Source organism: Nocardia sp. CWNU-33, assembly GCF_046764895.1.
Classification (GTDB): Bacteria; Actinomycetota; Actinomycetes; order Mycobacteriales; family Mycobacteriaceae; genus Nocardia.
The window spans coordinates 60,158-81,494 of record NZ_JBKOQN010000034.1 but is presented as its reverse complement, the minus strand read 5'-3'; the positions used below and the strand labels follow the sequence as shown (position 1 = coordinate 81,494).

The window sequence follows — 21,337 nt, the reverse complement described above, 5'->3', positions numbered from 1 at the left end:
ACTCAGCAAACGCGAAATCCTCCGTTGTCTCAAACGATTCATCGCACGAGAAGTCTTCGCCGCCCTACCCCGACCAGGCACCAAGCAATCGCTCACCGCAGCAGCTTGACAAACATAGGAGCATCGAGCGCTACAACAGGATCCTGGCCGAGGAATTTCTATACGCCCGCGAATGGGCCAGCGAAACCCACCGCACCCAGGCACTCGGGATCTGGAACATCCACTACAACTACCATCGACCACATTCGGCCGCCGAAAACCGGCCACCAGCCAGCCGCCTCCCGACCGGCGTCACCAACGTCACGGCCTCATACATCTAGACGGGCCATTCCACCGAGCGGTACTCCGCTGCCAATTCAGCATCCGTCCGATCCAGCAGGCGTTCCACTGCCCGCCGCGCCCCGGACTCATCGGCATAGCCCATGGCCTCGGCCACCGATACCCAGGTACCGCCTTCCAGCTTCAAGTCCAGGCACTGTTGCGCGCGCGTCCGTTCCTCGGTGGACGACGGCGACGCCCCCGTCGTGGGAAACTTTGATGCCGCAGATCAACATTAGTGCGGCTTTCCGAGACGACGAAATCTATTCTGCCCCAACATGATTGGGAATCCACGAGCCGTTGCCTCGGTTGCATCGGCGGACTAGCTTCGGCCGATGCGTACTCTCAGTCTGCTGCTCGGCATCACTCTCGCCGGCGTGTCCGCCGGAGTCTCTTCGGCCGCCCCGCCCGCGCTGCCCTCCGGCTCCAGTTCAGTCGTCGACTTCTGGGGCCCGCCGACTGACCCGAACGCGGCCGTCGCGCGCGCCGGCCTGCCGATGCTGAGCAAGATGTATACCGACTTTCACTACCATGCGCACCTCGACGTATTCGTGGATGGAAGGCAGATCACCGTTCCGGCCCTTATCGGTATCGATGACGTGGCGCGGCGCGGTTCGCCGCTGCACACCCACGACACGTCCGGCATCATCCACATCGAATCGGAAACAGACATCCCGTTCACGCTCGGGCAGTTCTTCACCGAATGGGATGAGCCGCTGACGGCGACTCAGGTCGGCCCGGTCTTGTTGACGCCGTTCGGCTCTACGTCAACGGCAAGCAAGTACCGGGCGATCCTGCGGCCTACCAGTTCCGTCCATTCGGCCAAATCGCCGTCGTCGTCGGCCCTACCGATGCCCAGCCGCACGTACCGGCAAGTTACGACTTTCCGTCCGACCTCAGTACGGCCGAATTCTGACCGATTCGAAACGCGAGGGCGGTGGCTGCGAACAGCCGCCGCCCTCAACGCTTTTCGCGCCTATTTCGCCGTCGGCGCCTCGTCGGGATCTACCAGGTTGCACACACAGAGTTGGACGTTATGAGCCAGGATGCCACCGAAGTAGGTGTTGCAGAACTCGAGGTACCCGACCGGGTCGCACTGATGCGCATGCCACGCGGAATCGACCTCGAGGTCGTCCGGGAGGTAGTTGCCCTGCATGCCACTCGCGCGGTACCGCTGCAACGACGCCTGGTAGCGCGCCACCCGATCGGCAATCTGCTCGTCGGTGAGTGCCGTGGAACCGGGCCAGAACAAATGCCCCCAGCGGAGGTTTTCCTCGAGGTTGGCCGTGTCGAAGTCCGCGGGTGGCACCTGGGTCAGATCCGTCGGATCCGCCTTGGGCGCGTTGATCATTGCAGTCATATTCGTACCTCGATTCGCAACGGACATCCGCCGGAGCCGGTCGACCCCGGCATAATGTTGTTCCTGCATCAGACTCGATCTTTTCCCAACGCGAGTCAACCACCCAATTCCCCAGCGTGGGAACTTATTTCGAACTGTTCGGTAGGTATCGGATCGATCTTGACACCGAGCATCAGTGTGGTCTACGACGCATTCCGGCGCGTGCCGTTCAGTTCAGATCCATTGCTGCGCCGAGCTATACACCCGCAACAGCATCGAAGGAGCCGAATGGAAACCGAAGCTATTGCCATGCACCATGATTGGCTGATCCAGGAGCGCGAGTACGCCCGACAGGAGGCGCACCGCGGTAGGCGGTTCGCGTTCACGCGGCTCGATCCGCGACGCACCGCGCTTGTGGTGATCGACATGGTGCCGTTCCACGTCGACGGGTATCCGTACTGCCTCGACATTGTGGGCCACAAATGATCGGGCGGTGATGTCCGGGGGCGTGCACATCCCGGACCCCACCCGATTGGCGATCCAGCGACTATAAAGGTCGTCGGGTTGCGAAGCCTTGCTGTGACGATTGTGGACCATTTACGACCTGAGCAGCGGGGTTCGCTGTTACAAGCCGGTGAATATCCATGTTGCGACGTCACCGCGGGTAGTGGTGCGGCCTTCCTCTGGTCGTGTGGGTAGAGGCCGACCTGCCGAAGATGACGGCGGAAAAGGACACCGCGCTGGCCACCGAGACATCTTGCTGCACGCTCATACGCCGCGGAGTGGATCTCACCGACACCGATGCTCGCGCGAAGTTTCTCGACGAGGCGCTCGGCCCGCTCGGCCCGAAGGCAGCGGCCGCCGACAAGGCACTGGTGCTGACCGAGGGTTTGCTGATGTACCTCGATGAGGACACCGTCGGCGATCTGGCCCGCGCGTTGACTCGCCCCGAGATCGCCTGGTGGCTGGCCGACATCACCGTCGGCATGAAGCGAATGCGCAGCAACGCGGCGATGTTCGAGAACGCGCCACTGCGTTTCGAACCCGCGAACGGCATCGCGTTCTTCGAGAAACTCGGCTGGCAGCCGCTCGAGGTGGAGCATCTGCTGGTCCACGCCCGCAAGTTCCGGCGGGCGCCATGGTTCCTGCGCCTGTTCGCCTACCTGCGGCAACCAGACCCGCGGACACCCGGTCGGTTTCCGTGGTCCGGGGTCGTGCGGTTGCAGCACACCCCTCAGAACTGACTGTGCTGTGAATCGAACGTCAGCACGCGCCCACCGAGCAGCACCTGCGCTCCGGCGACGAGGGTTGTCGGATGTCCCGGGATCGTGCGCGCCCACTCGTGTTGGCCCGGCGACTGGACGAAGGTCCCATTGGCCGAGCCGTGATCGACCACGAAGACGTCCCAGTTGACGAGCCGGATCTCGGCGTGCGCCCGCGACATTCCGCCCGAGCTGTCGGCCAGCCGGATCGGCCGCGCACCCCGGCTCACCGCATCGGCATGCTCCGGTTCCCGGCCGAGCATCGAGCACAATCGACGTGCCGTCATCGAGCAGCAGCAATCCGAGCGGCGGCCGGACACCGTCGGTCGATACGCACGTCAACTGATCCATCCGAATCCCGCAGATCGCGCAGAACGACACGCGAGGGTCGTTCAGATGATGACGAGAACACTGGAAGCCCTTCACGACAGCACCGGGCCCGACCGCACGCGCCGCGTCCGCGACAGCGCGGGCCACCACCTCCGCGGTGGGCACCAGTGTCTCCTCGAATCCTCCTCGAACACCGGGTCCGGTCGGGCGATCGGCTCCGCCCCGCTGCCCGCGACCGCACCGACGCCGGGCACGGCGGCGCTGCCTGCCACCGATTCCACTTGCAGCGGCGCAACCTCACCGGGTTCCAGCGCAATATGCTGTCGTTTGCTCTGAGCCATGGGCCGGCCACGCTTCCACAGCATCGGCCGATCCGACTCCGCAACCCCCTGCGCCCCCGACCACAGCACCACCCCGCGTCCCGGCACCGTCCCCGCACCCAACTCGTAGATCCCCCGCGCCGGTAGCGACTCCCTACTCTCCCCACCCTCGTCAACGAACACTCCGACCCCGATCGCAGGTACCGGTGTCACCACCCGATCGACCGTGAACCCGGCGTCCCTGCCATGCAGCACCTCCGACTGATCCGCGTGGGCAAGCACCGCCGTCACGCCGCCGTGCAGGAAGACCGCGAGTCCGGACTCGTTCGGGGTCAACACCCCGAACTCCACCGAGTCCTCATCCTCCAGACTCATCAGCCAGTTCGTGGCGAGCCGGGCAAACACCCGCCCGGTGCGTCGCTGCTCCGTGCGCGCAGCCTGGTCCACCAACCCGAGCAGCGCGGTCAATGCCTCCCCCGCAGGCGATTCCACCGTGGCGGGTGCGTCGAGATGGTGCGCGACAACGACGATCACCCCGCCGCGATTCGCCACCAGGTGCGCACCGGGCAGCACCTCCAGTTGGGAGGTCACAGAAATCGCCCGCCCTGTAGCCGCCACCGATGGAACACCAACCGCATCGGCCCGTTCACGATGAGCCAGAACACCATCCACGTCACGATGAACTGGATGAGAAACACAACGAGCGAAGGATGCAGATCCCGTGGCAGCACCAGCGTCGTGGAGTGCACGAGAAACCACATCAGCGCCCCCTCATTGACAATGGTGACGAATCCGAACAACGTGGGCCAGTCCTTCCACCGGAACTGCTGCAGAAAATGGTAGAGCAATTCCCAGAGCACTCCGATGAGAACGGTGGCGAGCAGCACCGAAAGCGTCACCCGATAGGTCTGTCCCAGCGACAGCGAGCCAGTCGGCAGCACTGGCGTGATCACGAGGGCGACGATGAATCCGATAGTGCCGAGTGCGAGAAGACGGGTCTGGATTCGCCCGTTCAGTGTAGGAAGCATGGTGTCAAATCTTCTTGTTCGTGACCCACAACCACCACTGATGAGTCGACCGCAGCGGACCCATCCTGCGGCAGAATCCCACGGCGGCAAGATCGTCCGCGATCTCCTGCGCGGCGATCTGCAGACCGAGGAAGGTATCGACCCCGACGAACGGCCCACCCAGCGTCGCGGAACCCGATGCATACATGCGTCCGGTGCCGCTTCCCGATGAGCTCGAAAGTCGTTTCCACATCTAGTCTGCCGACCGGATTGCGACCGGCCCCGGCATGATCGAGCAGATCCGCCAGCACCCGATGCTCCCGGATATCGGCCTCCAACCCGGTGCAGTCGATGATGTAGTCCACCGTCGTGTCGAACGGCCGAGTCGGCGGCGGGAAGGGCAGCGGAGCCTTCGGATCCGGGTCGACGGTGGTGACCACGCCCGGCCGCCCGCGCGCGGGCCGCAGGTCACGCGCAGTTCCGGCCATCACCTGATACCAGCCTTCTTTCCGGCCGCGCCGCAGCTGCTCCTGCCACGAGTCCCTGATCGGCGTATTGGTGCCGCTGAACTCCCTATAGGCGCGGGCGCGTTCTTCCCCTGCAGTGCCCGCATCTTCGCCTTCAGTTGCCCACCCCACACCGATTTCGGATAGTTGAAACCCTGATACGCCCAACCGTCGCCGCCGCGGCGTCGACTGAAGATATTCGGTCCGTGCGCACCGGCGACGTAGGTGCGGAACAAGTGCAGGATCCGAGTGTTCAACCGAAACTTGTCGCGGTCGTCGATCAACCGCTGCAATACCCGGCTGGCCACGATGCCGCTGCCTCTGATCATCACCGAGCCCGCCTTGCGCTGCAATGCCTGATAAACGTGCTCGTGCGGCTCGTAGGCATTCACAACCCGCGTCGGATCGCGATATTTCTCCCGGTATTGCTGCAGATCCGGTAGCAGCTTCAGACCCGGATATCCCACCCCCACGTGGACATAGTTGCTGCGAAAGGCAACGCGTTTGGTCGGCGTCCGGCCCTCGGGCGGTGTCAGGATGGTGAAATAGCCGCCGCCATTGCGTTTACGCACCATGCGAACATGCCCTTTATGCAAGGAGATCGCATAGTCGATGCGATGGAATTCGCGCTCCATCGCCACGAACGCCTGCCCGGCCTTCGGCGTGTAGTAGTTGGCGAAGATCGGCTCGACGAACACATTCCAGAGCGGTTTGATCGATGTGTCCGCGATGGCCTCACGGACCGCGTACGAGGGAAATCCCCACATATTGTCCGGCGTCGAGCTGAGTCGCTGCGCAGCCGTTCACCACGCGGAATCTGCGAGACACGGGAGGTACTCGTAGGACGACCACGGCACCTGCTGCGGGCCGAGCACGGCCATCGTTGCGGCGGGCACCCCGTAGACCCGGAGCGCGTCGTAGGTGACGAACGATCCGATCCCACTCCCGATGGTCACGAACGGCACGTCGATCACCGGGATCCCGGTGGCGGCGACCATGTCGTCGGTCCAGATGTCGGTATCGACGAGGGCCTGGGTGATATCTCCCCGCATGTGTTCGGACACTACCGGCGAGAACTTGTGAAACCCTTGCGATTCGCAACCTCTCACGACGCGTGAAGCAATCTGGGCGAACCTGCCACGGCGAGTGCCCTCGCGGACGTACCATCCCCTCCGTGGCCGACACGATTCGTTCCACCCCTCTGCGGGTCCTGGTGTACAGCAACGACGCCGATACTCGGCGCCAGGTGATGCTGGCGCTTGGCAGACACCCGCACCCCGAGCTACCCGGCCTGGAGTTCCTCGAAGTCGCCACCGCACCGGTGGTGATCGACCAGATGGACGCCGGCGGTATCGACCTGGCCATCCTGGACGGCGAGGCGGCGCCCGCGGGCGGGCTCGGCATCGCCAAGCAGCTCAAGGACGAGATCGACCGGTGCCCACCGGTTCTCGTGCTCACCGGCCGCCCCGACGACGCCTGGCTGGCCAGTTGGTCGCGCGCCGAGGCCGCCGTCGCGCACCCGATCGATCCGATCCGGCTGACCGAGGCCGTCGTCGCACTGCTGCGCAAGCGCACTGCGGCCTGACTCGAACCACATCTCCGTCGTCCCGGCGTCCGCCGGGACTTCTTTTATGCATCCCGTATTCCGGCGTCGCCGAAATGGCGTGCAAAGCCCGTCATCGCGGTGCCCGATTGTCACGTGACGACATCTCGATTACCCCCGTGTCAGTCATAAATAGCAGTCGCGAATTCGATCAAACTCCGCCCCGAAACCGGGCTCACCCAGGCGTGCCAGTTGTAGTGTGTGCCCTAGCTCACATGAGCGCGGGCGCGGTATGAGACCCGCATCAGCAGGTCTCACTACCCACCGAACCCGCGCCCACCCGACACGCTGACTCCAGCTCGCAGGAGGGGAAGTGCAGTAGTGAATATCGAAATGCCGACGCTTGTGCTCGGCGCGATCGGCGCTGCGTTCGCGGTCTTTTCCATAGTGATGGCCGCCCTTGTCGGCCCGAAGCGTTACAACCGGGCCAAACTCGAGGCCTATGAGTGCGGCATCGAGCCGACCCCGCACGCCGTCGCGGGCGGTCCGGGAAGCATTACCGGACAACGCTTTCCGGTGAAGTACTACCTCACCGCGATGCTATTCATCATTTTCGACATCGAGATCGTGTTCCTCTACCCGTGGGCTGTCCACTTCGATGCGCTCGGTCTCTTCGGTCTTGCCGCGATGGCGCTGTTCATCGTCAACGTCTCCGTCGCCTACGCCTACGAATGGCGTCGCGGCGGCCTCAGTTGGGACTGATACCGCGCGGTCGTACGCATGCCGTCATGTCGACAAAGTGGAAGTGAGAAGTAGTCCAACATGGGTCTCGAAGAAAAACTGCCCAGCGGCTTTCTGCTGAGCACGGTCGAGGATTTCGCCGGCTATCTGCGCAAGGGTTCGCTCTGGCCCGCCACCTTCGGTCTCGCCTGCTGCGCTATCGAGATGATGGCCACCGGCGCCGGCCGTTTCGACATCGCCCGCTTCGGCATGGAAGCCTTCCGCGCCTCCCCGCGACAGGCCGATCTGATGATCGTCGCAGGACGGGTCAGCCAGAAGATGGCGCCGGTGTTGCGTCAGGTCTACGACCAGATGACCGAGCCGAAATGGGTGCTCGCGATGGGCGTCTGCGCATCCTCCGGCGGCATGTTCAACAACTACGCCATCGTGCAGGGCGTCGACCATGTCGTACCCGTCGACATCTACCTGCCCGGCTGCCCGCCGCGGCCGGAGATGCTGCTCAACGCGATTCTGGCACTGCACGCAAAGATTCAAGAGATGCCGCTGGGCGTCAATCGCGACGAGGCGGTCCGCGCAGCCGAGCAGGCCGCGCTGGCGTCGACGCCGACCATCCGGATGGAGGGTCTGCTGCGATGACGTTCGACTCCCCGGACAACACCGGAACACCTTCGTCGGAAGAACTCGCGCAGGCCACGACGGCCGGACCGGAAGGCACTGTCCCCGAAGAAGAGTCGGCCGCGGCGGGCGCCGAGGTGATCGGCGTGCGCCATGGCATGTTCGGCGTCAGCGGCACCGGCGATACCTCCGGCTACGGCAAGCTGGTCCGGCCGGTCAGCCTGCCGGGCAGCACCCCGGCACCCTACGGCGGTTACTTCGACGAGGTCGTCGACGCCTTGCGCACCGCACTAACCGCGGCGGGCGTCGGCTTCGAGACCGCGATCGAGAAGGTCGTCGTGTTCCGCGGCGAGCTCACCGTGCACGTGCGCCGCGAACACCTGCCGACCGTCGCGCTCACGCTGCGCAACGACGCCGCACTGCGCTTCGAACTCTGCCTCGGTGTCAGCGGCGTGCACTACCCGGATGACGAGGGCCGCGAACTGCACGCGGTCTACCCGCTCATGTCGATCACGCACAACCGCAGGCTGCGCATCGAGGTGTCCGTGCCGGACGCCGACCCGCACATCCCGTCGCTGTACAGCGTGTACCCGACCACCGACTGGCACGAGCGGGAAACCTACGACTTCTTCGGCATCCTCTTCGACGGTCACCCCTCGCTGACCCGCATCACCATGCCAGACGACTGGCGCGGCCACCCCCAGCGCAAGGACTACCCGCTCGGCGGGATCCCGGTCGAGTACAAGGGCGCGCGTATCCCGCCGCCCGACGAGCGGAGGACGTACAGCTAATGAATGAAACAGACATTCGGCCCGACGTCGCAGATGACGCCGGGCATGAGTCGGCTGCGGGGGCAGAGCCCACCGTGGTCACGGTCGCGGGACAGGACTGGGACCAGGTCGCCGAAGCGCTCGACGGCGCGGGCGAAGAGCGCATCGTCGTCAATATGGGTCCACAGCACCCGTCCACGCACGGCGTGCTGCGCCTCATTCTCGAGATCGAGGGCGAGACGGTCACCGAGGCGCGCTGCGGAATCGGCTACCTGCACACCGGAATCGAGAAGAATCTCGAATTCCGGAACTGGACCCAGGGCGTCACCTTCGTCACCAGGATGGATTACCTGTCGCCGTTCTTCAACGAGACGGCCTACTGCCTCGGCGTAGAGAAACTGCTCGACATCACCGAGCAGATCCCCGAACGGGCCACCGTCATCCGGGTCATGCTCATGGAGCTCAACCGCATCTCCTCGCACCTGGTCGCACTGGCCACCGGTGGCATGGAATTGGGCGCGCTGACCCCGATGCTGTTCGGTTTCCGTGAACGCGAACTGATCCTGGACGTCTTCGAGACCATCACCGGCCTGCGCATGAACCACGCCTACGTCCGACCGGGCGGTCTCATCCAGGACCTGCCGGACAACGGTGTCGCGAAGGTCCGCGAGCTGCTCGAGCTGATGCCGAAGCGGCTGCGGGACATGGAGAAACTGCTCACCGCCAACCCGATCTGGAAGGCACGCACCCAGAACATCGGCTACCTGGATCTCACCGGTTGCATGGCGCTCGGCATCACCGGTCCGGTGCTGCGCTCCACCGGCTTGCCGCACGATCTGCGCAAGTCGCAGCCCTACTGCGGCTACGAGACCTACGAATTCGACATTCCCACCACCACCGGCTGCGACTGCTATGGCCGCTATGTGATCCGGGTGGCGGAGATGAAGGAATCGCTCAAGATCGTCGAACAGTGCCTCGACCGGCTGCGCCCCGGTCCGGTGATGGTGGACGACAAGAAGATCGCCTGGCCCGCCGACCTCTCGATCGGCCAGGACGGACTCGGCAACTCCCCCAAGCACATCGGCAAGATCATGGGCACGTCCATGGAGGGACTCATCCACCACTTCAAACTCGTCACCGAGGGCATCCGGGTTCCGGCGGGGCAGGTGTACACGGCCGTCGAGTCACCGCGCGGCGAACTGGGTGTACATATGGTCAGCGACGGCGGCACCCGACCCTTCCGCGTGCACTATCGCGACCCCTCGTTCACAAATTTGCAAGCAGTGGCGGCGATGTGTGAGGGCGGCATGCTCGCCGACGTCATCGCGGCCGTCGCCAGTATCGATCCCGTCATGGGCGGAGTGGACCGATGACAGAGATTCTGCTGAAGCTGACCACGCGACCAGAGCCGTATCCGGCCTATGTACGTGAGCGTCTCGAGGTCGACGCCAAGGAAATCATCGGCCGTTACCCGCACCCCAGGTCGGCGCTGCTGCCATTGCTGCACCTGGTGCAGGCCGAAGAGGGCTATGTCACCGGCACCGGCATCGAATTCTGCGCCGACCAGCTCGGACTGACCGGCGCCGAGGTGACCGCGGTGGCCACCTTCTATTCGATGTACCGGCGCACACCGACCGGCGACTACCACGTCGGGGTCTGCACCAACACGCTGTGCGCGGTGATGGGTGGCGACGCCATTCTCGCAACACTGCAGCGGCATCTCGGCATCCAGCACGGGGAGACCACGCAGGACGGTGCGATCACGCTCGAGCACGTCGAGTGCAATGCGGCGTGTGATTTCGCGCCGGTCGTCATGGTCAACTGGGAGTTCTTCGACAACCAGACGCCGGAATCAGCTCAGGCACTGGTGGATTCGCTGCGCGGGGGCGAGCAGGTGACCCCGAGCCGCGGCGCGCCGCTGTGCACGTTCAAGCAGACCGCCCGCATCCTCGCCGGATTCCCCGACCAGCGACCCGGCGTGCTGGACGGCGCAGCGGGCGAGGCCACCCTGGCCGGTCTGCGGGTCGCTCAGGAACACAACATGAATCCGCCTGCGCCGCAGCCGAATATGGAGGGCGCCTGATATGACGTTGACTCCGGTTCTCACCCGATACTGGGACGACCCCCAATCGTGGACGATGGACACCTACCATCGCCACAACGGCTACCAGGCGCTGCGCAAAGCCTTGCGGATGGACCCCGATCAGGTCATCCAGACCGTCAAGGACGCGGGTCTGCGCGGCCGCGGCGGCGCGGGGTTCCCGACCGGCATGAAGTGGAGCTTCATTCCGCAGGGTCCAGGCCCCGACGGCACCACCAAGCCGCACTACCTGGTTGTCAATGCCGACGAGTCGGAACCCGGCACCTGCAAGGACATTCCCCTCATGCTGGCCACTCCGCACACGCTGATCGAGGGTGTGATCATCGCCGCCTACGCCATCCGCGCGGCGCACGCCTTCATCTATGTGCGCGGCGAGGTGGTGCCGGTGCTGCGTCGCCTACAGGCCGCGGTGACCCAGGCCTACGAGGCCGGGTATCTCGGCCACAATATCCTCGGCACCGGCTACGACCTCGAGCTGATCGTGCACGCCGGTGCGGGCGCCTACATCTGTGGCGAGGAAACCGCGCTACTGGATTCACTGGAAGGCCGCCGCGGCCAGCCCCGCCTGCGCCCGCCGTTCCCCGCCGTCGCCGGGCTCTACGCATGCCCGACCGTGGTGAACAACGTCGAATCCATTGCCAGTGTGCCGCCGATCATCCTCAACGGCACAGCGTGGTTCCGGTCCATGGGCACCGAGAAGTCGCCCGGCTTCACGCTGTACTCCTTGTCAGGCCATGTCGCCCGGCCCGGCCAGTACGAGGCGCCGCTCGGCATCACGCTGCGGGAACTGCTCGATTACGCAGGCGGCGTGCGTGCCGGGCATCGGGTGAAGTTCTGGACGCCAGGCGGCTCGTCGACACCGTTGTTCACCGACGAGCACCTCGATGTACCGCTGGACTACGAGGGTGCCGCGGGCGCTGGATCCATGCTGGGCACCAAGGCATTACAGATCTTCGACGACACCACCTGCGTGGTGCGTGCCGTCCTGCGCTGGACGGAGTTCTACGCCCACGAATCGTGCGGCAAGTGCACACCCTGCCGCGAGGGCACCTACTGGCTCGTCCAGTTGCTCGAGCGCATCGAAGCGGGCCACGGCACCGAATCCGATCTGGACAAGCTGCTCGATATCAGCGACACCATCAACGGCAAGTCGTTCTGCGCCCTCGGTGACGGCGCGGCCAGCCCGATCATCTCCTCCCTGAAGTTCTTCCGCGAGGAGTTCATCGACCATCTGCGCCTCGACGGCTGTCCGTTCGATCCCGCGCGCACGACTGCCTGGGCCGAAGGAGTCCGATGAGTACAGCATCGCGTAGCGATTCGATGGGGGGTGGCGGCCGGGTGACGGGTGGGCCTGCCACTGTCAACAGCAATGCCAGCGGGCTGGTCCCCGCCGATCTGGTAACCGTGACCATCGACGACACCACTGTCAGCGTGCCTGCGGGCACGCTGGTGATCCGGGCCGCCGAACTGATCGGCATCCAGATACCCCGATTCTGCGACCACCCGCTGCTCGACCCGGTCGGCGCCTGCAGGCAGTGCATCGTCGAGGTGGAGGGCCAGCGCAAGCCGGTCGCCTCCTGCACCATGGCCGTCACCGACGGCATGGTGGTGCGCACCCAGCTCACCTCCCCGGTCGCCGACAAGGCGCAAGAGGGCGTGATGGAGCTGCTGCTGATCAACCATCCTCTCGACTGCCCGGTCTGCGACAAGGGCGGCGAATGCCCGCTGCAGAACCAGGCGATGTCCAGCGGTCGGCCCGAAACCCGGTTCGACGGCGTGAAACGCACCTACCCCAAGCCGATTCCGCTGTCCACGGCGGTACTGCTGGACCGGGAACGCTGCGTGCTCTGCGCCCGCTGCACGCGCTTCTCCCAGCAGGTCGCCGGTGACCCCTTCATCGAGCTCATGGATCGTGGTGCACTGCAACAGGTCGGGATCGCGCAGGCCGAACCGCTCGATTCGTATTTCTCCGGCAACACCGTGCAGATCTGCCCGGTCGGCGCGCTCACCGGCACCAGTTATCGGTTCCGCGCGCGCCCGTTCGACCTGGTGTCGAGTCCGAGCGTCTGCGAGCATTGCGCGTCGGGTTGCGCACAGCGCACCGACCATCGCCGCGGCAAGGTGCTTCGCCGGCTGGCGGGCGACGATCCGCAGGTCAACGAGGAATGGAACTGCGACAAGGGCCGCTGGGCTTTCGCGTATGCCACCGAACGCGACCGGCTGACCACACCCATGGTGCGCGGCTGGGACGGCAAGCTCGCGCCTGCCTCGTGGTCCGAGGCGCTCGCCGCCGCCGCAGAGGGTTTGGCCGCCGCGCACGGCAGCGCGGGTGTGCTGATCGGCGGCCGCATCACCGAAGAAGACGCCTACGCCTATGCCAAATTCGCGCGAGTTGCCCTCGGCACCAACGACATCGACTTCCGTAGCCGGGTGCATTCGGTCGAAGAGGCCGATTTCCTTGCCGCCCGCATCGCCGGGCAGGGTGTCACCGTCGACTACGACAGCCTGGAGAAGGCGCCGATCGTCCTGCTCGCCGGTTTCGAGCCGGAGGAGGAATCACCGATCGTCTATCTGCGGCTGCGCAAGGCCGCACGCAAGCACGGACTGCCGGTCTACTCGTTGGCCGCCTACGCCTCGCGTGGCCTCGACCGCATGTCCGGCACCCTGCTGCAGGCGATGCCCGGTGCGGAGCCGCACCTGCTCGACACGCTGCGCACCGGTGAAATCGCCACCGCGGAAATCTATTCCGCACAGCTGATCGAGGCGTCGCGGCTGCTGCGCCAATCGGGCGCGGTGATCATGGTCGGCGAGCGGCTCGCCGGAATCCCCGGCGCGCTCTCGGCGGCGGTCCGGCTCGCCGATGAGACCGGCGCCGCCCTGGCCTGGGTGCCGCGGCGGGCGGGCGAACGCGGCGCGGTGGAGGCGGGCGCACTGCCCGGACTGCTCCCGGGCGGCAGGCCCGTCGTGGATCCTCGTGCCCGCCAACAGGTTCGGGCCCTCTGGAACGTGCCCGACCTGCCGGTGGCCGTCGGCCGTGACACCGCCGCCATCCTGGAGGCCGCCGCCACCCTCGGCGCTCTCGTCATCGGCGGCGTCGATCTCGCCGATCTGCCGGACCCGCAGGCCGCGCTCGCCGCCGTCGACGCCGCCCGCTTCGTGGTCAGCCTGGAATTGCGTCACAGTGCCATCACCGACCGCGCCGATGTGGTGTTCCCCGTGGCGTCGGCGATGGAGAAGTCCGGCACCTTCCGCACCTGGGAGGGCCGCGCGCGGCAGTTCGACGCCGCGCTGCACGACTCCGCCGTGCGGCGAGCGGCGACTCCCCTCTCGGATCAGCGCGTCATCCAGGCGATCGCGGATGAGATGCAGGTGCCGCTCGGACTGCCCGATACCAATGCGGCCCGTGCCGAACTCGCCGAACTCGGCGCGTGGGACGGCACGCCCGTCGCGCCACCCGCGCATCGTGCGCACCCGGTCACCCAGCCCCAACCGGGCACCGCTGTCCTGGCAGGCTGGCGAATGCTGTTGGACCAGGGCCGGATGCAGGACGGGGAGCCGAACCTGGCAGGTATCGCACGCCCGCCGGTGGTGCGACTCTCGCAGGCAACAGCCGCCGAAATCGGTGCCGCCGAAGACGATCCGATCAGCGTCGTCACCGAGCGCGGCACCATCACGCTGCCGCTGATGATCACCGACCTGCCCGACCGGGTGGTCTGGCTGCCGCTGAATTCGCCGGGAAGTTCGGTCTTCGAACAACTCGCCACCCAACCGGGCGGCGTGGTTCATCTGCGACGTGCGGACGAGAGGATGAAGGAACACCGTCATGAGTGATCTGGCTCTGCTCGTCGCGACGCCCGCGGGGCCCTCCGTGGTTACGCACGCTGCCGCCTACGGGCCCGACGCGTTCACCCTCTTCGGTCACGACCCGCTCTGGCTTGTGCTCGCAAAGTCCCTCGCGATCTTCGGCTTCCTGCTGCTCACCCCGTTGATGGCGGTGTATCTGGAACGAAAGATCGTGGCCTGGATGCAGATGCGGGTCGGCCCGAATCGGGTCGGCCCCAAGGGCACACTGCAGGCCATCGCCGACGGCGTGAAGATGGCGCTCAAGGAAGACATCATCCCGACGATCGTGGACAAGCCGATCTTCATCATGGCGCCGATCATTTCGGTGATCCCTGCCGTGATGGCGTTCGCGGTGATCCCGTTCGGGCCGGAGGTGTCGATCCTGGGACATCGCACCGCGCTGCAGCTGACCGATATGCCGGTCGCCGTGCTCTACATCCTCGCGATCACCTCGATCGGCGTCTACGGCATCGTGCTCGCCGGGTGGTCGTCCGGCTCCACCTACCCGCTGCTCGGCGGCCTGCGCTCGACCGCGCAGGTGATCTCCTATGAGATCGCGATGGCGCTGTGCTTCGCGACGGTGTTCCTGCTCGGCGGCACCATGGCCACCTCGGGCATCGTCAAGGCACAGGAGGGCACCTGGTACGTCTTCCTACTGCTGCCGTCGTTCCTGATCTATTGCGTCTCGATGGTCGGCGAGACCAACCGGGCGCCGTTCGACCTGCCCGAGGCCGAGGGTGAGCTCGTCGGCGGCTTCCACACCGAGTACTCCTCGCTCAAGTTCGCGATGTTCATGCTCGCCGAATACATCAATATGGCAACGGTTTCCGCACTGGCGACCACGCTGTTCCTCGGCGGCTGGCGCGCACCGTGGCCACTGAACATGTGGGACGGGGCCAATTCCGGCTGGTGGCCCGTGCTGTGGTTCACCCTCAAGGTGTGGACGTTCCTGTTCGTGTTCATCTGGCTGCGCGGCACACTGCCGCGGCTGCGCTACGACCAGTTCATGAACCTCGGCTGGAAGCTGCTCATTCCGACGTCGCTGCTGTGGGTGATGCTGGTGGCCACCGCTCGAGTGTTGGAGGCCGAGGGCTATCACGTTCAGACACCCGCGTTGGTCATCGGCGGGTTGATCATCTCCGTGCTGATGGTGGGCATGTTCCTGCGGGCCGGACGCGCCGACGGCATGCCACCGCCGGTGGCGGAACCGAGTCCCGAGGTATCCGGTGCGAGCGGGTCGACGGTGTTCCTCGGTTTCCCGACACCGCCGATGCCCGACCCCGCGCTGGCGCCTCCCATGCCGAAACCCGGTCTGTTCGCTCCGCTTGCCGGATTCGTCGTCACCGCATCGACCATGTTCAAGAAGGCCAACACCGAGTTCTACCCGGAACAGAAGGTACCGACCGCGCCGCGCTATCACGGTCGCCACCAGCTCAATCGGCATCCGGACGGACTCGAGAAGTGCATCGGCTGCGAACTGTGCGCCTGGGCCTGTCCCGCCGACGCCATCTACGTCGAGGGCGCGGACAACACCGAGGAGCAGCGCTTCTCGCCAGGTGAGCGCTACGGCCAGGTCTATCAGATCAACTACCTGCGCTGCATCGGCTGCGGTCTGTGCATCGAAGCGTGCCCGACACGGGCGCTGACGATGACCAACGAATACGAGATGACCGACGACAATCGCGCCGATCTGATCTACGAGAAGGACCAGCTGCTCGCCCCACTGCAGCCGGGCATGACCGCGCCACCGCATGCCATGTATCCCGGCACCGACGAAGGCGACTACTACCGGGGCAACGTGCCCGGTGGCGCCGCCGAGGCGGAACCCACTCCCCCGAGGCTGCCCGCCACCGCGGGCGCGGAAGGAGGCGCGCTGTGAACGCATTGATCCTGGCCGCCGAGCCACTGACCCGAGCTTCCACCGGTGAGGCCGTCAGTTTCTGGATCCTCGCCCCGCTGGCCGTGATCGGCGCGCTCGGCATGGTCTTCGCACCCAAGGCTGTGCATTCGGCGATGTGCCTCGCCTCGACGATGATCGCGCTCGCGGTCATGTACATTGCCCAGGACGCCCTGTTCCTCGGCGTGGTACAGATCGTCGTCTACACCGGCGCGGTGATGATGCTGTTCCTGTTCGTGCTCATGCTGGTCGGCGTCGATTCCGCCGAGTCACTGCGGGAAACCATTCGCGGGCAACGGCTTTCCGCCGCCGCGGTCGGCCTCGGTTTCGGCCTGCTGCTGATCAGCGGCATCGCCAGCGGCATCCGCAACTCCGGAATCACCTACCCGGCCACCGGATTCGCAGGCCGTGACGTGATCGGCGAGCTCGCCGAGCTGATCTTCATCCGCTACGTGTGGGCCTTCGAGCTCACCGGTGCACTGCTCATCGCCGCCACCATCGGCGCGATGGTGCTCGCCCACCGCGAGCAGTTCGGCCAGCGGCTCGGCCAGCGCGAAATGTCGCAGCGCCGGTTCCGCAGCACAGGTGACCCGCTGTATCCCACGCGCCGCGCCACCCCACTGCCCACCCCCGGCGTCTATGCCAGGCACAACGCGGTCGACATCCCGGCCAGACTGCCGGACGGGTCCTTCGAGGAATTGTCGGTCAGCACCATCCTGCGACACCGCCGCACCAGGGCGCTCACCGAAGCGGCCGTCATCTCGGTCGGCTCGACGAGCACACCCGACGGGGCCGAAAACCGCGCGCCCGCCGACGATTCCCCACAGAGCTGACGAGGAAGGCATACGGTGAACCCCCAGAACTACCTGTTCCTGTCCGCGCTGTTGTTCACGATCGGCGCCGCGGGAGTCCTACTGCGGCGCAACGCCATCGTCGTGTTCATGTGTATCGAGTTGATGCTCAACGCGGTGAATCTCGCCTTCGTCACCTTCGCCAGGCTGCATGCCAATCTGGATGGCCAAGTGTTCGCGTTCTTCACCATGGTGGTCGCCGCGGCCGAGGTCGTCGTCGGCCTGGCCATCATCATGACCATCTTCCGCGCCCGCCGCTCGACCTCGGTCGACGACGCCAACCTGCTGAAGTTCTGACATGGACGGGACAACGACTCTCGGACTGCTGCCCGCGCTGCCGCTGGCAGGCGCCGTCATCCTGCTGCTCGGCGGGAAGTACACCGACAAGTGGGGTCACCTGCTCGGCACCGTCGCGGCGCTCGCGTCGTTCGTGGTCGCCGGGATGGCATTCTTCAGCATGCTCGACCGCGATAATGCCGAACGAGCCATTCACCAGGACCTGTTCAGCTGGGTGCCGGTGCCGGGACTCGAGGTCGATTTCGGCCTCCAATTGGACCAGCTGTCCATCTGTTTCGCACTGCTGATCACCGGAGTCGGATCGCTGATCCACATCTACTCCATCGGCTATATGAGCCACGATCCGGCGCGACGACGGTTCTTCGCCTATCTCAACCTGTTCCTCGCGGCGATGCTGCTGCTGGTGCTGGCGAACAACTATCTCGTGCTCTATCTCGGCTGGGAAGGCGTCGGCCTCGCGTCCTACCTGCTGATCGGCTTCTGGCACGAAAAGCCGTCCGCCGCAACAGCAGCCAAGAAAGCTTTCGTGGTCAACCGGGTCGGCGACATGGGCCTGGCGATCGCCATGTTCACCATGTTCACCACCTTCGGGTCGATCAACTTCACCGACGTGTTCGGCGCAGCGTCCGCCGCCGGCGAGGGAAAGCTCACGGCGATCGGATTGCTGCTGCTGCTCGCCGCGTGTGGCAAGTCCGCGCAGGTGCCGCTGCAGTCCTGGCTCGGTGACGCGATGGAGGGCCCGACCCCCGTGTCGGCGCTCATCCACGCAGCAACCATGGTCACCGCGGGCGTGTATCTGATCGCTCGGTCCGGCCCGATCTTCGACCTGGCGCCCAATGCCCGGCTCGGGGTGGTGCTCGTCGGCGCGGCGACGCTGTTGTTCGGTGCGATCGTCGGTTGCGCGAAGGACGACATCAAGAAGGCGCTCGCCGCCTCCACTATGAGCCAGATCGGCTATATGGTGCTGGCCGCCGGGCTCGGTCCGGCCGGCTACGCGGTCGCCATCATGCATCTGCTCACCCACGGCTTCTTCAAGGCCGGACTGTTCCTCGGTGCGGGTTCGGTGATGCACGCAATGGACGATGAGACCGACATGCGCCGCTACGGCGGACTGCGCACGCTGCTGCCGGTCACCTACATCACCTTCGGGCTCGGCTATCTCGCCATCATCGGGGTGCCGCCGTTCGCCGGGTTCTTCTCCAAGGACCGCATTATCGAGGCGGCGTTCAACCAGGGCGGCGCCAGCGGTTTGGCGCTCGGCGCAGTGACGCTGCTCGGCGCCGGACTGACCGCGTTCTACATGACGCGGGTGATGCTGATGACCTTCTTCGGCGAACGCCGCTGGAAACCCGACACCCATCCGCACGAGTCACCCGCGGTGATGACGGGACCGATGATCCTGCTTGCCGTCGGATCGGTTGCCGCGGGCGGGCTGTTCGTCCTCGGATCGTCGCTGCAGAACTGGCTGGAACCCGTTGTCGGAGCACACCACGGTGAAGAGGCGGTTCCGGCCGCTGTCATCACCGCATTCGCGCTGATCGTCGTCGCCGTGGGCGTCGTGTTCGCCTACTACCAGTACGCCCAGCGTGAGATCCCCGAAACCGCACCGGAATCGGTGAGCACGCTGACCGTCGCGGCTCGCAAGGATCTCTACGGCGATGCATTCAACGAAGGCGTGTTCATGCGGCCGGGCGCCTACCTGACCCGGGTCCTGGTCTTCCTCGACAGCCGCGGCATCGACGGAATCGTCAACGGCACTGCCGCACTGATCGGCGGACTTTCCGGCCGCATCCGGCGCGTCCAGTCCGGATTCGTCCGCTCCTATGCCCTGTCCATGTTCACCGGCGCGGCCCTGGTGGCCGCCGCCCTGCTGGCGGTGAGGATCTGGTGACCGATTTTCCCTGGTTGACCTTGCTGTGGGCGTTGCCCGCGGTCGGCTCTGTTGCGGTGCTCGTGCTGCCCGCCGCCCAACGCACGCTGGCGCGCTGCCTGGCCCTGTGCATCTCGATCGCGGTGCTGGTGGTCGGCGTCATCTTGGCGGTGCGCTTCGATCCCGGTGGGGCGCAATATCAGTTCGTCGAAGACCACGAGTGGATTCCGGCCTTCGGCGCCGGATACACCCTGGGCCTGGACGGGATCGCGCTGGTACTCGTACTGCTCACTGCGGCGCTGGTGCCATTGCTGATCCTCGCGGGCTGGAACGACGAGCGCGAGGTCGGCAGCGGCCGCCGCGTCGTACACACCTACGTCGCACTCAGCCTGATGGTCGAAGCGATGGTGTTGATCTCCTTCGTCTCGCTCGACATCCTGCTGTTCTACGTGTTCTTCGAGGCCATGCTCATCCCGATGTACTTCCTCATCGGCGGCTTCGGACCGCGCAGTGCGGATGTGCAGCTGCGCCAGCAGCGGTCGCGGGCGGCGGTGAAGTTCCTGCTCTACAACCTGTTCGGTGGGCTGATCATGCTGGCGGCGGTGATCGGGTTGTATGTGCTCACCGCGCGGGAAGGGCTCGGGGCGGGTTCGGCGGGCACCTTCGACTTCCGCACCGTGGTCACCGCGGCCAACGCCGGACAGCTCGGCGCCGGTCCCGCCGTGCTCAACGCCCTATTCCTCGGGTTCATGTTCGCGTTCGCGGTGAAGGCCCCGCTGTGGCCGCTGCACACCTGGCTGCCCGATGCGGCGGTCGCGGCGACGCCGTCGAGTGCGGTGCTGATGATGGCGGTAGTCGACAAGGTCGGCACCTTCGGCATGCTGCGCTACTGCCTGATGCTGTTCCCGGATGCCTCGGGCACCTATGCGCCACTGGTGATCACCCTCGCGGTCATCGGCATCATCTACGGCGCACTACTGGCCGTCGGCCAGACCGACGTGATGCGGCTGATCGCTTACACCTCGATCTCGCACTTCGGATTCATCATCCTCGGCATCTTCGCGATGACGAGCCAGGGACAGACCGGGGCGACGCTCTACATGGTCAACCACGGCATTTCGACCGCCGCGCTGTTCCTGATCGCCGGATTCCTGGTGTCGCGCAGGGGTACCCGGGTCATCGCCGAATTCGGCGGAGTGCAGAAAGTCGCGCCGGTGCTCGCGGGCACCTTCTTCATCGCCGGTCTCGCCACGCTGTCGCTGCCCGGTCTCGCCCCATTCGTCAGCGAATTCCTGGTCCTGGCCGGCACGTTCAGCCGCTACCAGGTCGCCGCCGTCATCGCGACCGGCGCACTCGTGCTCGCCGCGCTGTATGTGCTGTGGCTCTACCAGCGCATGATGACCGGCCCGGTGAAGGAAGGCAACGAGCGCCTCTACGATCTGGTGCCCCGCGAACTCGCTGTGGTGGTACCACTGATCGCCGCGCTGCTGTTCCTCGGCATCTACCCGAAACCGCTGCTGGACTTCATCAATCCGGCGGTCGGACAGACGCTGACCACGATCGGCCGCCACGACCCCGCACCGTCGGTGCCGTCGCTGCCCGAAGCGGGGGCGACCGGGGGTGCGCACAAGTGAGCGCCGCCGAGCGTCGACCGGACCGCCTCAGTACCGGCTGTGGCGCGCACTTCGGTGCCGTCAGGCAGGTCGCCACCATGTTCTACGTATCAA

Annotated in this window: 22 protein-coding genes and 2 pseudogenes; 18 read left to right on the top strand and 6 right to left on the bottom strand. The window is 65.6% G+C overall.

The features are described 5' to 3' along the window. A partial coding sequence (locus ACLMAL_RS32235) for an integrase core domain-containing protein (protein ID WP_412002515.1) occupies positions 1-320 on the top strand: 320 nt, incomplete at its 5' end. Here ACLMAL_RS32235 and ACLMAL_RS32230 read toward each other — a convergent pair. Continuing rightward, complete coding sequence (locus ACLMAL_RS32230; protein WP_412002514.1) at positions 317-466, bottom strand: hypothetical protein; 150 nt, start codon at positions 464-466, stop codon at positions 317-319. The two genes, ACLMAL_RS32235 and ACLMAL_RS32230, sit on opposite strands and share 4 nt — an antisense overlap. A 229-nt stretch (positions 467-695) precedes the next feature. Here ACLMAL_RS32230 and ACLMAL_RS32225 point away from each other — a divergent pair, with 229 nt between their 5' ends. Next, positions 696-1,358 carry a hypothetical protein gene (locus ACLMAL_RS32225; protein ID WP_412002513.1) on the top strand — a complete coding sequence of 221 codons (663 nt, stop codon included), beginning with the start codon at positions 696-698 and terminating at the stop codon, positions 1,356-1,358. Here the strand turns inward: ACLMAL_RS32225 and ACLMAL_RS32220 are convergent. Next, positions 1,295-1,678, bottom strand: coding sequence for a hypothetical protein (locus ACLMAL_RS32220; RefSeq protein WP_412002512.1), 384 nt, complete (start codon positions 1,676-1,678; stop codon positions 1,295-1,297). The two genes, ACLMAL_RS32225 and ACLMAL_RS32220, sit on opposite strands and share 64 nt — an antisense overlap. Before the next feature lie 267 nt (positions 1,679-1,945). On the opposite strand from ACLMAL_RS32220, the gene ACLMAL_RS32215 reads away from it, so the two are divergent. Then, on the top strand, positions 1,946-2,143 hold the full coding sequence (locus tag ACLMAL_RS32215; protein WP_412002511.1) for a hypothetical protein: 198 nt from the start codon (positions 1,946-1,948) through the stop codon (positions 2,141-2,143). A gap of 203 nt (positions 2,144-2,346) precedes the next feature. Further along, entirely contained in the window at positions 2,347-2,901 is a 555-nt protein-coding gene (locus ACLMAL_RS32210) for a hypothetical protein (protein WP_412002510.1), read from the top strand. Here the strand turns inward: ACLMAL_RS32210 and ACLMAL_RS32205 are convergent. The 4 genes and pseudogenes from ACLMAL_RS32205 to ACLMAL_RS32190 all read right to left on the bottom strand — a co-directional run bounded on the left by ACLMAL_RS32205 (position 2,892) and on the right by ACLMAL_RS32190 (position 6,134). Next, positions 2,892-3,206, bottom strand: a complete 315-nt coding sequence (locus ACLMAL_RS32205) for an FHA domain-containing protein (RefSeq protein WP_412002509.1) — start codon at positions 3,204-3,206, stop codon at positions 2,892-2,894. The genes ACLMAL_RS32210 and ACLMAL_RS32205 overlap by 10 nt on opposite strands. Positions 3,207-3,341: 135 nt before the next feature. Next, complete coding sequence (locus ACLMAL_RS32200; protein WP_412002508.1) at positions 3,342-4,160, bottom strand: hypothetical protein; 819 nt, start codon at positions 4,158-4,160, stop codon at positions 3,342-3,344. Continuing rightward, a complete protein-coding gene (locus ACLMAL_RS32195) occupies positions 4,157-4,597 on the bottom strand; it encodes a hypothetical protein (protein ID WP_412002507.1) in 441 nt (146 codons plus the stop codon). Before ACLMAL_RS32195 ends, ACLMAL_RS32200 begins: the two co-directional genes overlap by 4 nt. A 4-nt stretch (positions 4,598-4,601) precedes the next feature. Further along, a pseudogene (locus tag ACLMAL_RS32190) lies at positions 4,602-6,134 on the bottom strand (hypothetical protein). Between the two features lie 197 nt (positions 6,135-6,331). On the opposite strand from ACLMAL_RS32190, the gene ACLMAL_RS32185 reads away from it, so the two are divergent. From ACLMAL_RS32185 to ACLMAL_RS32120, 14 genes and pseudogenes are all read left to right on the top strand, one after another. Then, entirely contained in the window at positions 6,332-6,667 is a 336-nt protein-coding gene (locus tag ACLMAL_RS32185) for a hypothetical protein (RefSeq protein ID WP_412002521.1), read from the top strand. Between the two features lie 351 nt (positions 6,668-7,018). Next, positions 7,019-7,387, top strand: a complete 369-nt coding sequence (locus tag ACLMAL_RS32180; protein ID WP_379070420.1) for an NADH-quinone oxidoreductase subunit A — start codon at positions 7,019-7,021, stop codon at positions 7,385-7,387. Between the two features lie 60 nt (positions 7,388-7,447). Then, positions 7,448-8,002: a NuoB/complex I 20 kDa subunit family protein gene (locus tag ACLMAL_RS32175; RefSeq protein ID WP_328402372.1), complete on the top strand. Its 555-nt coding sequence runs from the start codon at positions 7,448-7,450 to the stop codon at positions 8,000-8,002. Further along, on the top strand, positions 7,999-8,772 hold the full coding sequence (locus tag ACLMAL_RS32170) for an NADH-quinone oxidoreductase subunit C (RefSeq protein WP_412002506.1): 774 nt from the start codon (positions 7,999-8,001) through the stop codon (positions 8,770-8,772). The genes ACLMAL_RS32175 and ACLMAL_RS32170 overlap by 4 nt, the downstream gene beginning before the upstream one ends. After that, complete coding sequence (gene nuoD, locus ACLMAL_RS32165) at positions 8,772-10,124, top strand: NADH dehydrogenase (quinone) subunit D (RefSeq protein ID WP_412002505.1); 1,353 nt, start codon at positions 8,772-8,774, stop codon at positions 10,122-10,124. Before ACLMAL_RS32170 ends, nuoD begins: the two co-directional genes overlap by 1 nt. Beyond that, positions 10,121-10,834: an NADH-quinone oxidoreductase subunit NuoE gene (gene nuoE / locus ACLMAL_RS32160; RefSeq protein ID WP_412002504.1), complete on the top strand. Its 714-nt coding sequence runs from the start codon at positions 10,121-10,123 to the stop codon at positions 10,832-10,834. The genes nuoD and nuoE overlap by 4 nt, the downstream gene beginning before the upstream one ends. Position 10,835: 1 nt before the next feature. Continuing rightward, entirely contained in the window at positions 10,836-12,149 is a 1,314-nt protein-coding gene (gene nuoF / locus ACLMAL_RS32155) for an NADH-quinone oxidoreductase subunit NuoF (RefSeq protein ID WP_412002503.1), read from the top strand. A gap of 23 nt (positions 12,150-12,172) precedes the next feature. Further along, a complete protein-coding gene (locus ACLMAL_RS32150) occupies positions 12,173-14,683 on the top strand; it encodes an NADH-quinone oxidoreductase subunit G (RefSeq protein WP_412002520.1) in 2,511 nt (836 codons plus the stop codon). Further along, positions 14,676-15,983, top strand: a pseudogene (gene nuoH, locus ACLMAL_RS32145) (NADH-quinone oxidoreductase subunit NuoH); the annotation flags it as partial. The gene ACLMAL_RS32150 and the pseudogene nuoH, both read left to right, overlap by 8 nt. Further along, positions 15,966-16,574: an NADH-quinone oxidoreductase subunit NuoI gene (gene nuoI / locus ACLMAL_RS32140; protein WP_412002519.1), complete on the top strand. Its 609-nt coding sequence runs from the start codon at positions 15,966-15,968 to the stop codon at positions 16,572-16,574. The pseudogene nuoH and the gene nuoI, both read left to right, overlap by 18 nt. Further along, on the top strand, positions 16,571-17,425 hold the full coding sequence (locus ACLMAL_RS32135; RefSeq protein WP_412002502.1) for an NADH-quinone oxidoreductase subunit J: 855 nt from the start codon (positions 16,571-16,573) through the stop codon (positions 17,423-17,425). Before nuoI ends, ACLMAL_RS32135 begins: the two co-directional genes overlap by 4 nt. Before the next feature lie 15 nt (positions 17,426-17,440). After that, on the top strand, positions 17,441-17,740 hold the full coding sequence (gene nuoK, locus ACLMAL_RS32130) for an NADH-quinone oxidoreductase subunit NuoK (protein ID WP_107656630.1): 300 nt from the start codon (positions 17,441-17,443) through the stop codon (positions 17,738-17,740). Between the two features lies 1 nt (position 17,741). Then, a complete protein-coding gene (gene nuoL, locus ACLMAL_RS32125) occupies positions 17,742-19,631 on the top strand; it encodes an NADH-quinone oxidoreductase subunit L (RefSeq protein ID WP_412002501.1) in 1,890 nt (629 codons plus the stop codon). Next, the gene (locus ACLMAL_RS32120) at positions 19,628-21,244 is read left to right on the top strand and encodes an NADH-quinone oxidoreductase subunit M (RefSeq protein WP_412002500.1); all 1,617 of its coding nucleotides are present in this window, start codon (positions 19,628-19,630) and stop codon (positions 21,242-21,244) included. Before nuoL ends, ACLMAL_RS32120 begins: the two co-directional genes overlap by 4 nt. Positions 21,245-21,337 lie beyond the last annotated feature (93 nt).

What these genes read in the sequence shown, in the direction of transcription:
- ACLMAL_RS32220 (WP_412002512.1), bottom strand. Translation starts at nt 1,678, where the DNA reads ATGACTGCAATGATCAACGCGCCCAAGGCGGATCCGACGGATCTGACC.
- ACLMAL_RS32215 (WP_412002511.1), top strand. Translation starts at nt 1,946, where the DNA reads ATGGAAACCGAAGCTATTGCCATGCACCATGATTGGCTGATCCAGGAG.
- ACLMAL_RS32205 (WP_412002509.1), bottom strand. Translation starts at nt 3,206, where the DNA reads ATGACGGCACGTCGATTGTGCTCGATGCTCGGCCGGGAACCGGAGCAT.
- ACLMAL_RS32195 (WP_412002507.1), bottom strand. Translation starts at nt 4,597, where the DNA reads ATGCTTCCTACACTGAACGGGCGAATCCAGACCCGTCTTCTCGCACTC.
- ACLMAL_RS32185 (WP_412002521.1), top strand. Translation starts at nt 6,332, where the DNA reads ATGCTGGCGCTTGGCAGACACCCGCACCCCGAGCTACCCGGCCTGGAG.
- ACLMAL_RS32180 (WP_379070420.1), top strand. Translation starts at nt 7,019, where the DNA reads ATGCCGACGCTTGTGCTCGGCGCGATCGGCGCTGCGTTCGCGGTCTTT.
- ACLMAL_RS32175 (WP_328402372.1), top strand. Translation starts at nt 7,448, where the DNA reads ATGGGTCTCGAAGAAAAACTGCCCAGCGGCTTTCTGCTGAGCACGGTC.
- ACLMAL_RS32170 (WP_412002506.1), top strand. Translation starts at nt 7,999, where the DNA reads ATGACGTTCGACTCCCCGGACAACACCGGAACACCTTCGTCGGAAGAA.
- nuoD (WP_412002505.1), top strand. Translation starts at nt 8,772, where the DNA reads ATGAATGAAACAGACATTCGGCCCGACGTCGCAGATGACGCCGGGCAT.
- nuoE (WP_412002504.1), top strand. Translation starts at nt 10,121, where the DNA reads ATGACAGAGATTCTGCTGAAGCTGACCACGCGACCAGAGCCGTATCCG.
- nuoF (WP_412002503.1), top strand. Translation starts at nt 10,836, where the DNA reads ATGACGTTGACTCCGGTTCTCACCCGATACTGGGACGACCCCCAATCG.
- ACLMAL_RS32150 (WP_412002520.1), top strand. Translation starts at nt 12,173, where the DNA reads ATGGGGGGTGGCGGCCGGGTGACGGGTGGGCCTGCCACTGTCAACAGC.
- nuoI (WP_412002519.1), top strand. Translation starts at nt 15,966, where the DNA reads ATGCCCGACCCCGCGCTGGCGCCTCCCATGCCGAAACCCGGTCTGTTC.
- nuoL (WP_412002501.1), top strand. Translation starts at nt 17,742, where the DNA reads ATGGACGGGACAACGACTCTCGGACTGCTGCCCGCGCTGCCGCTGGCA.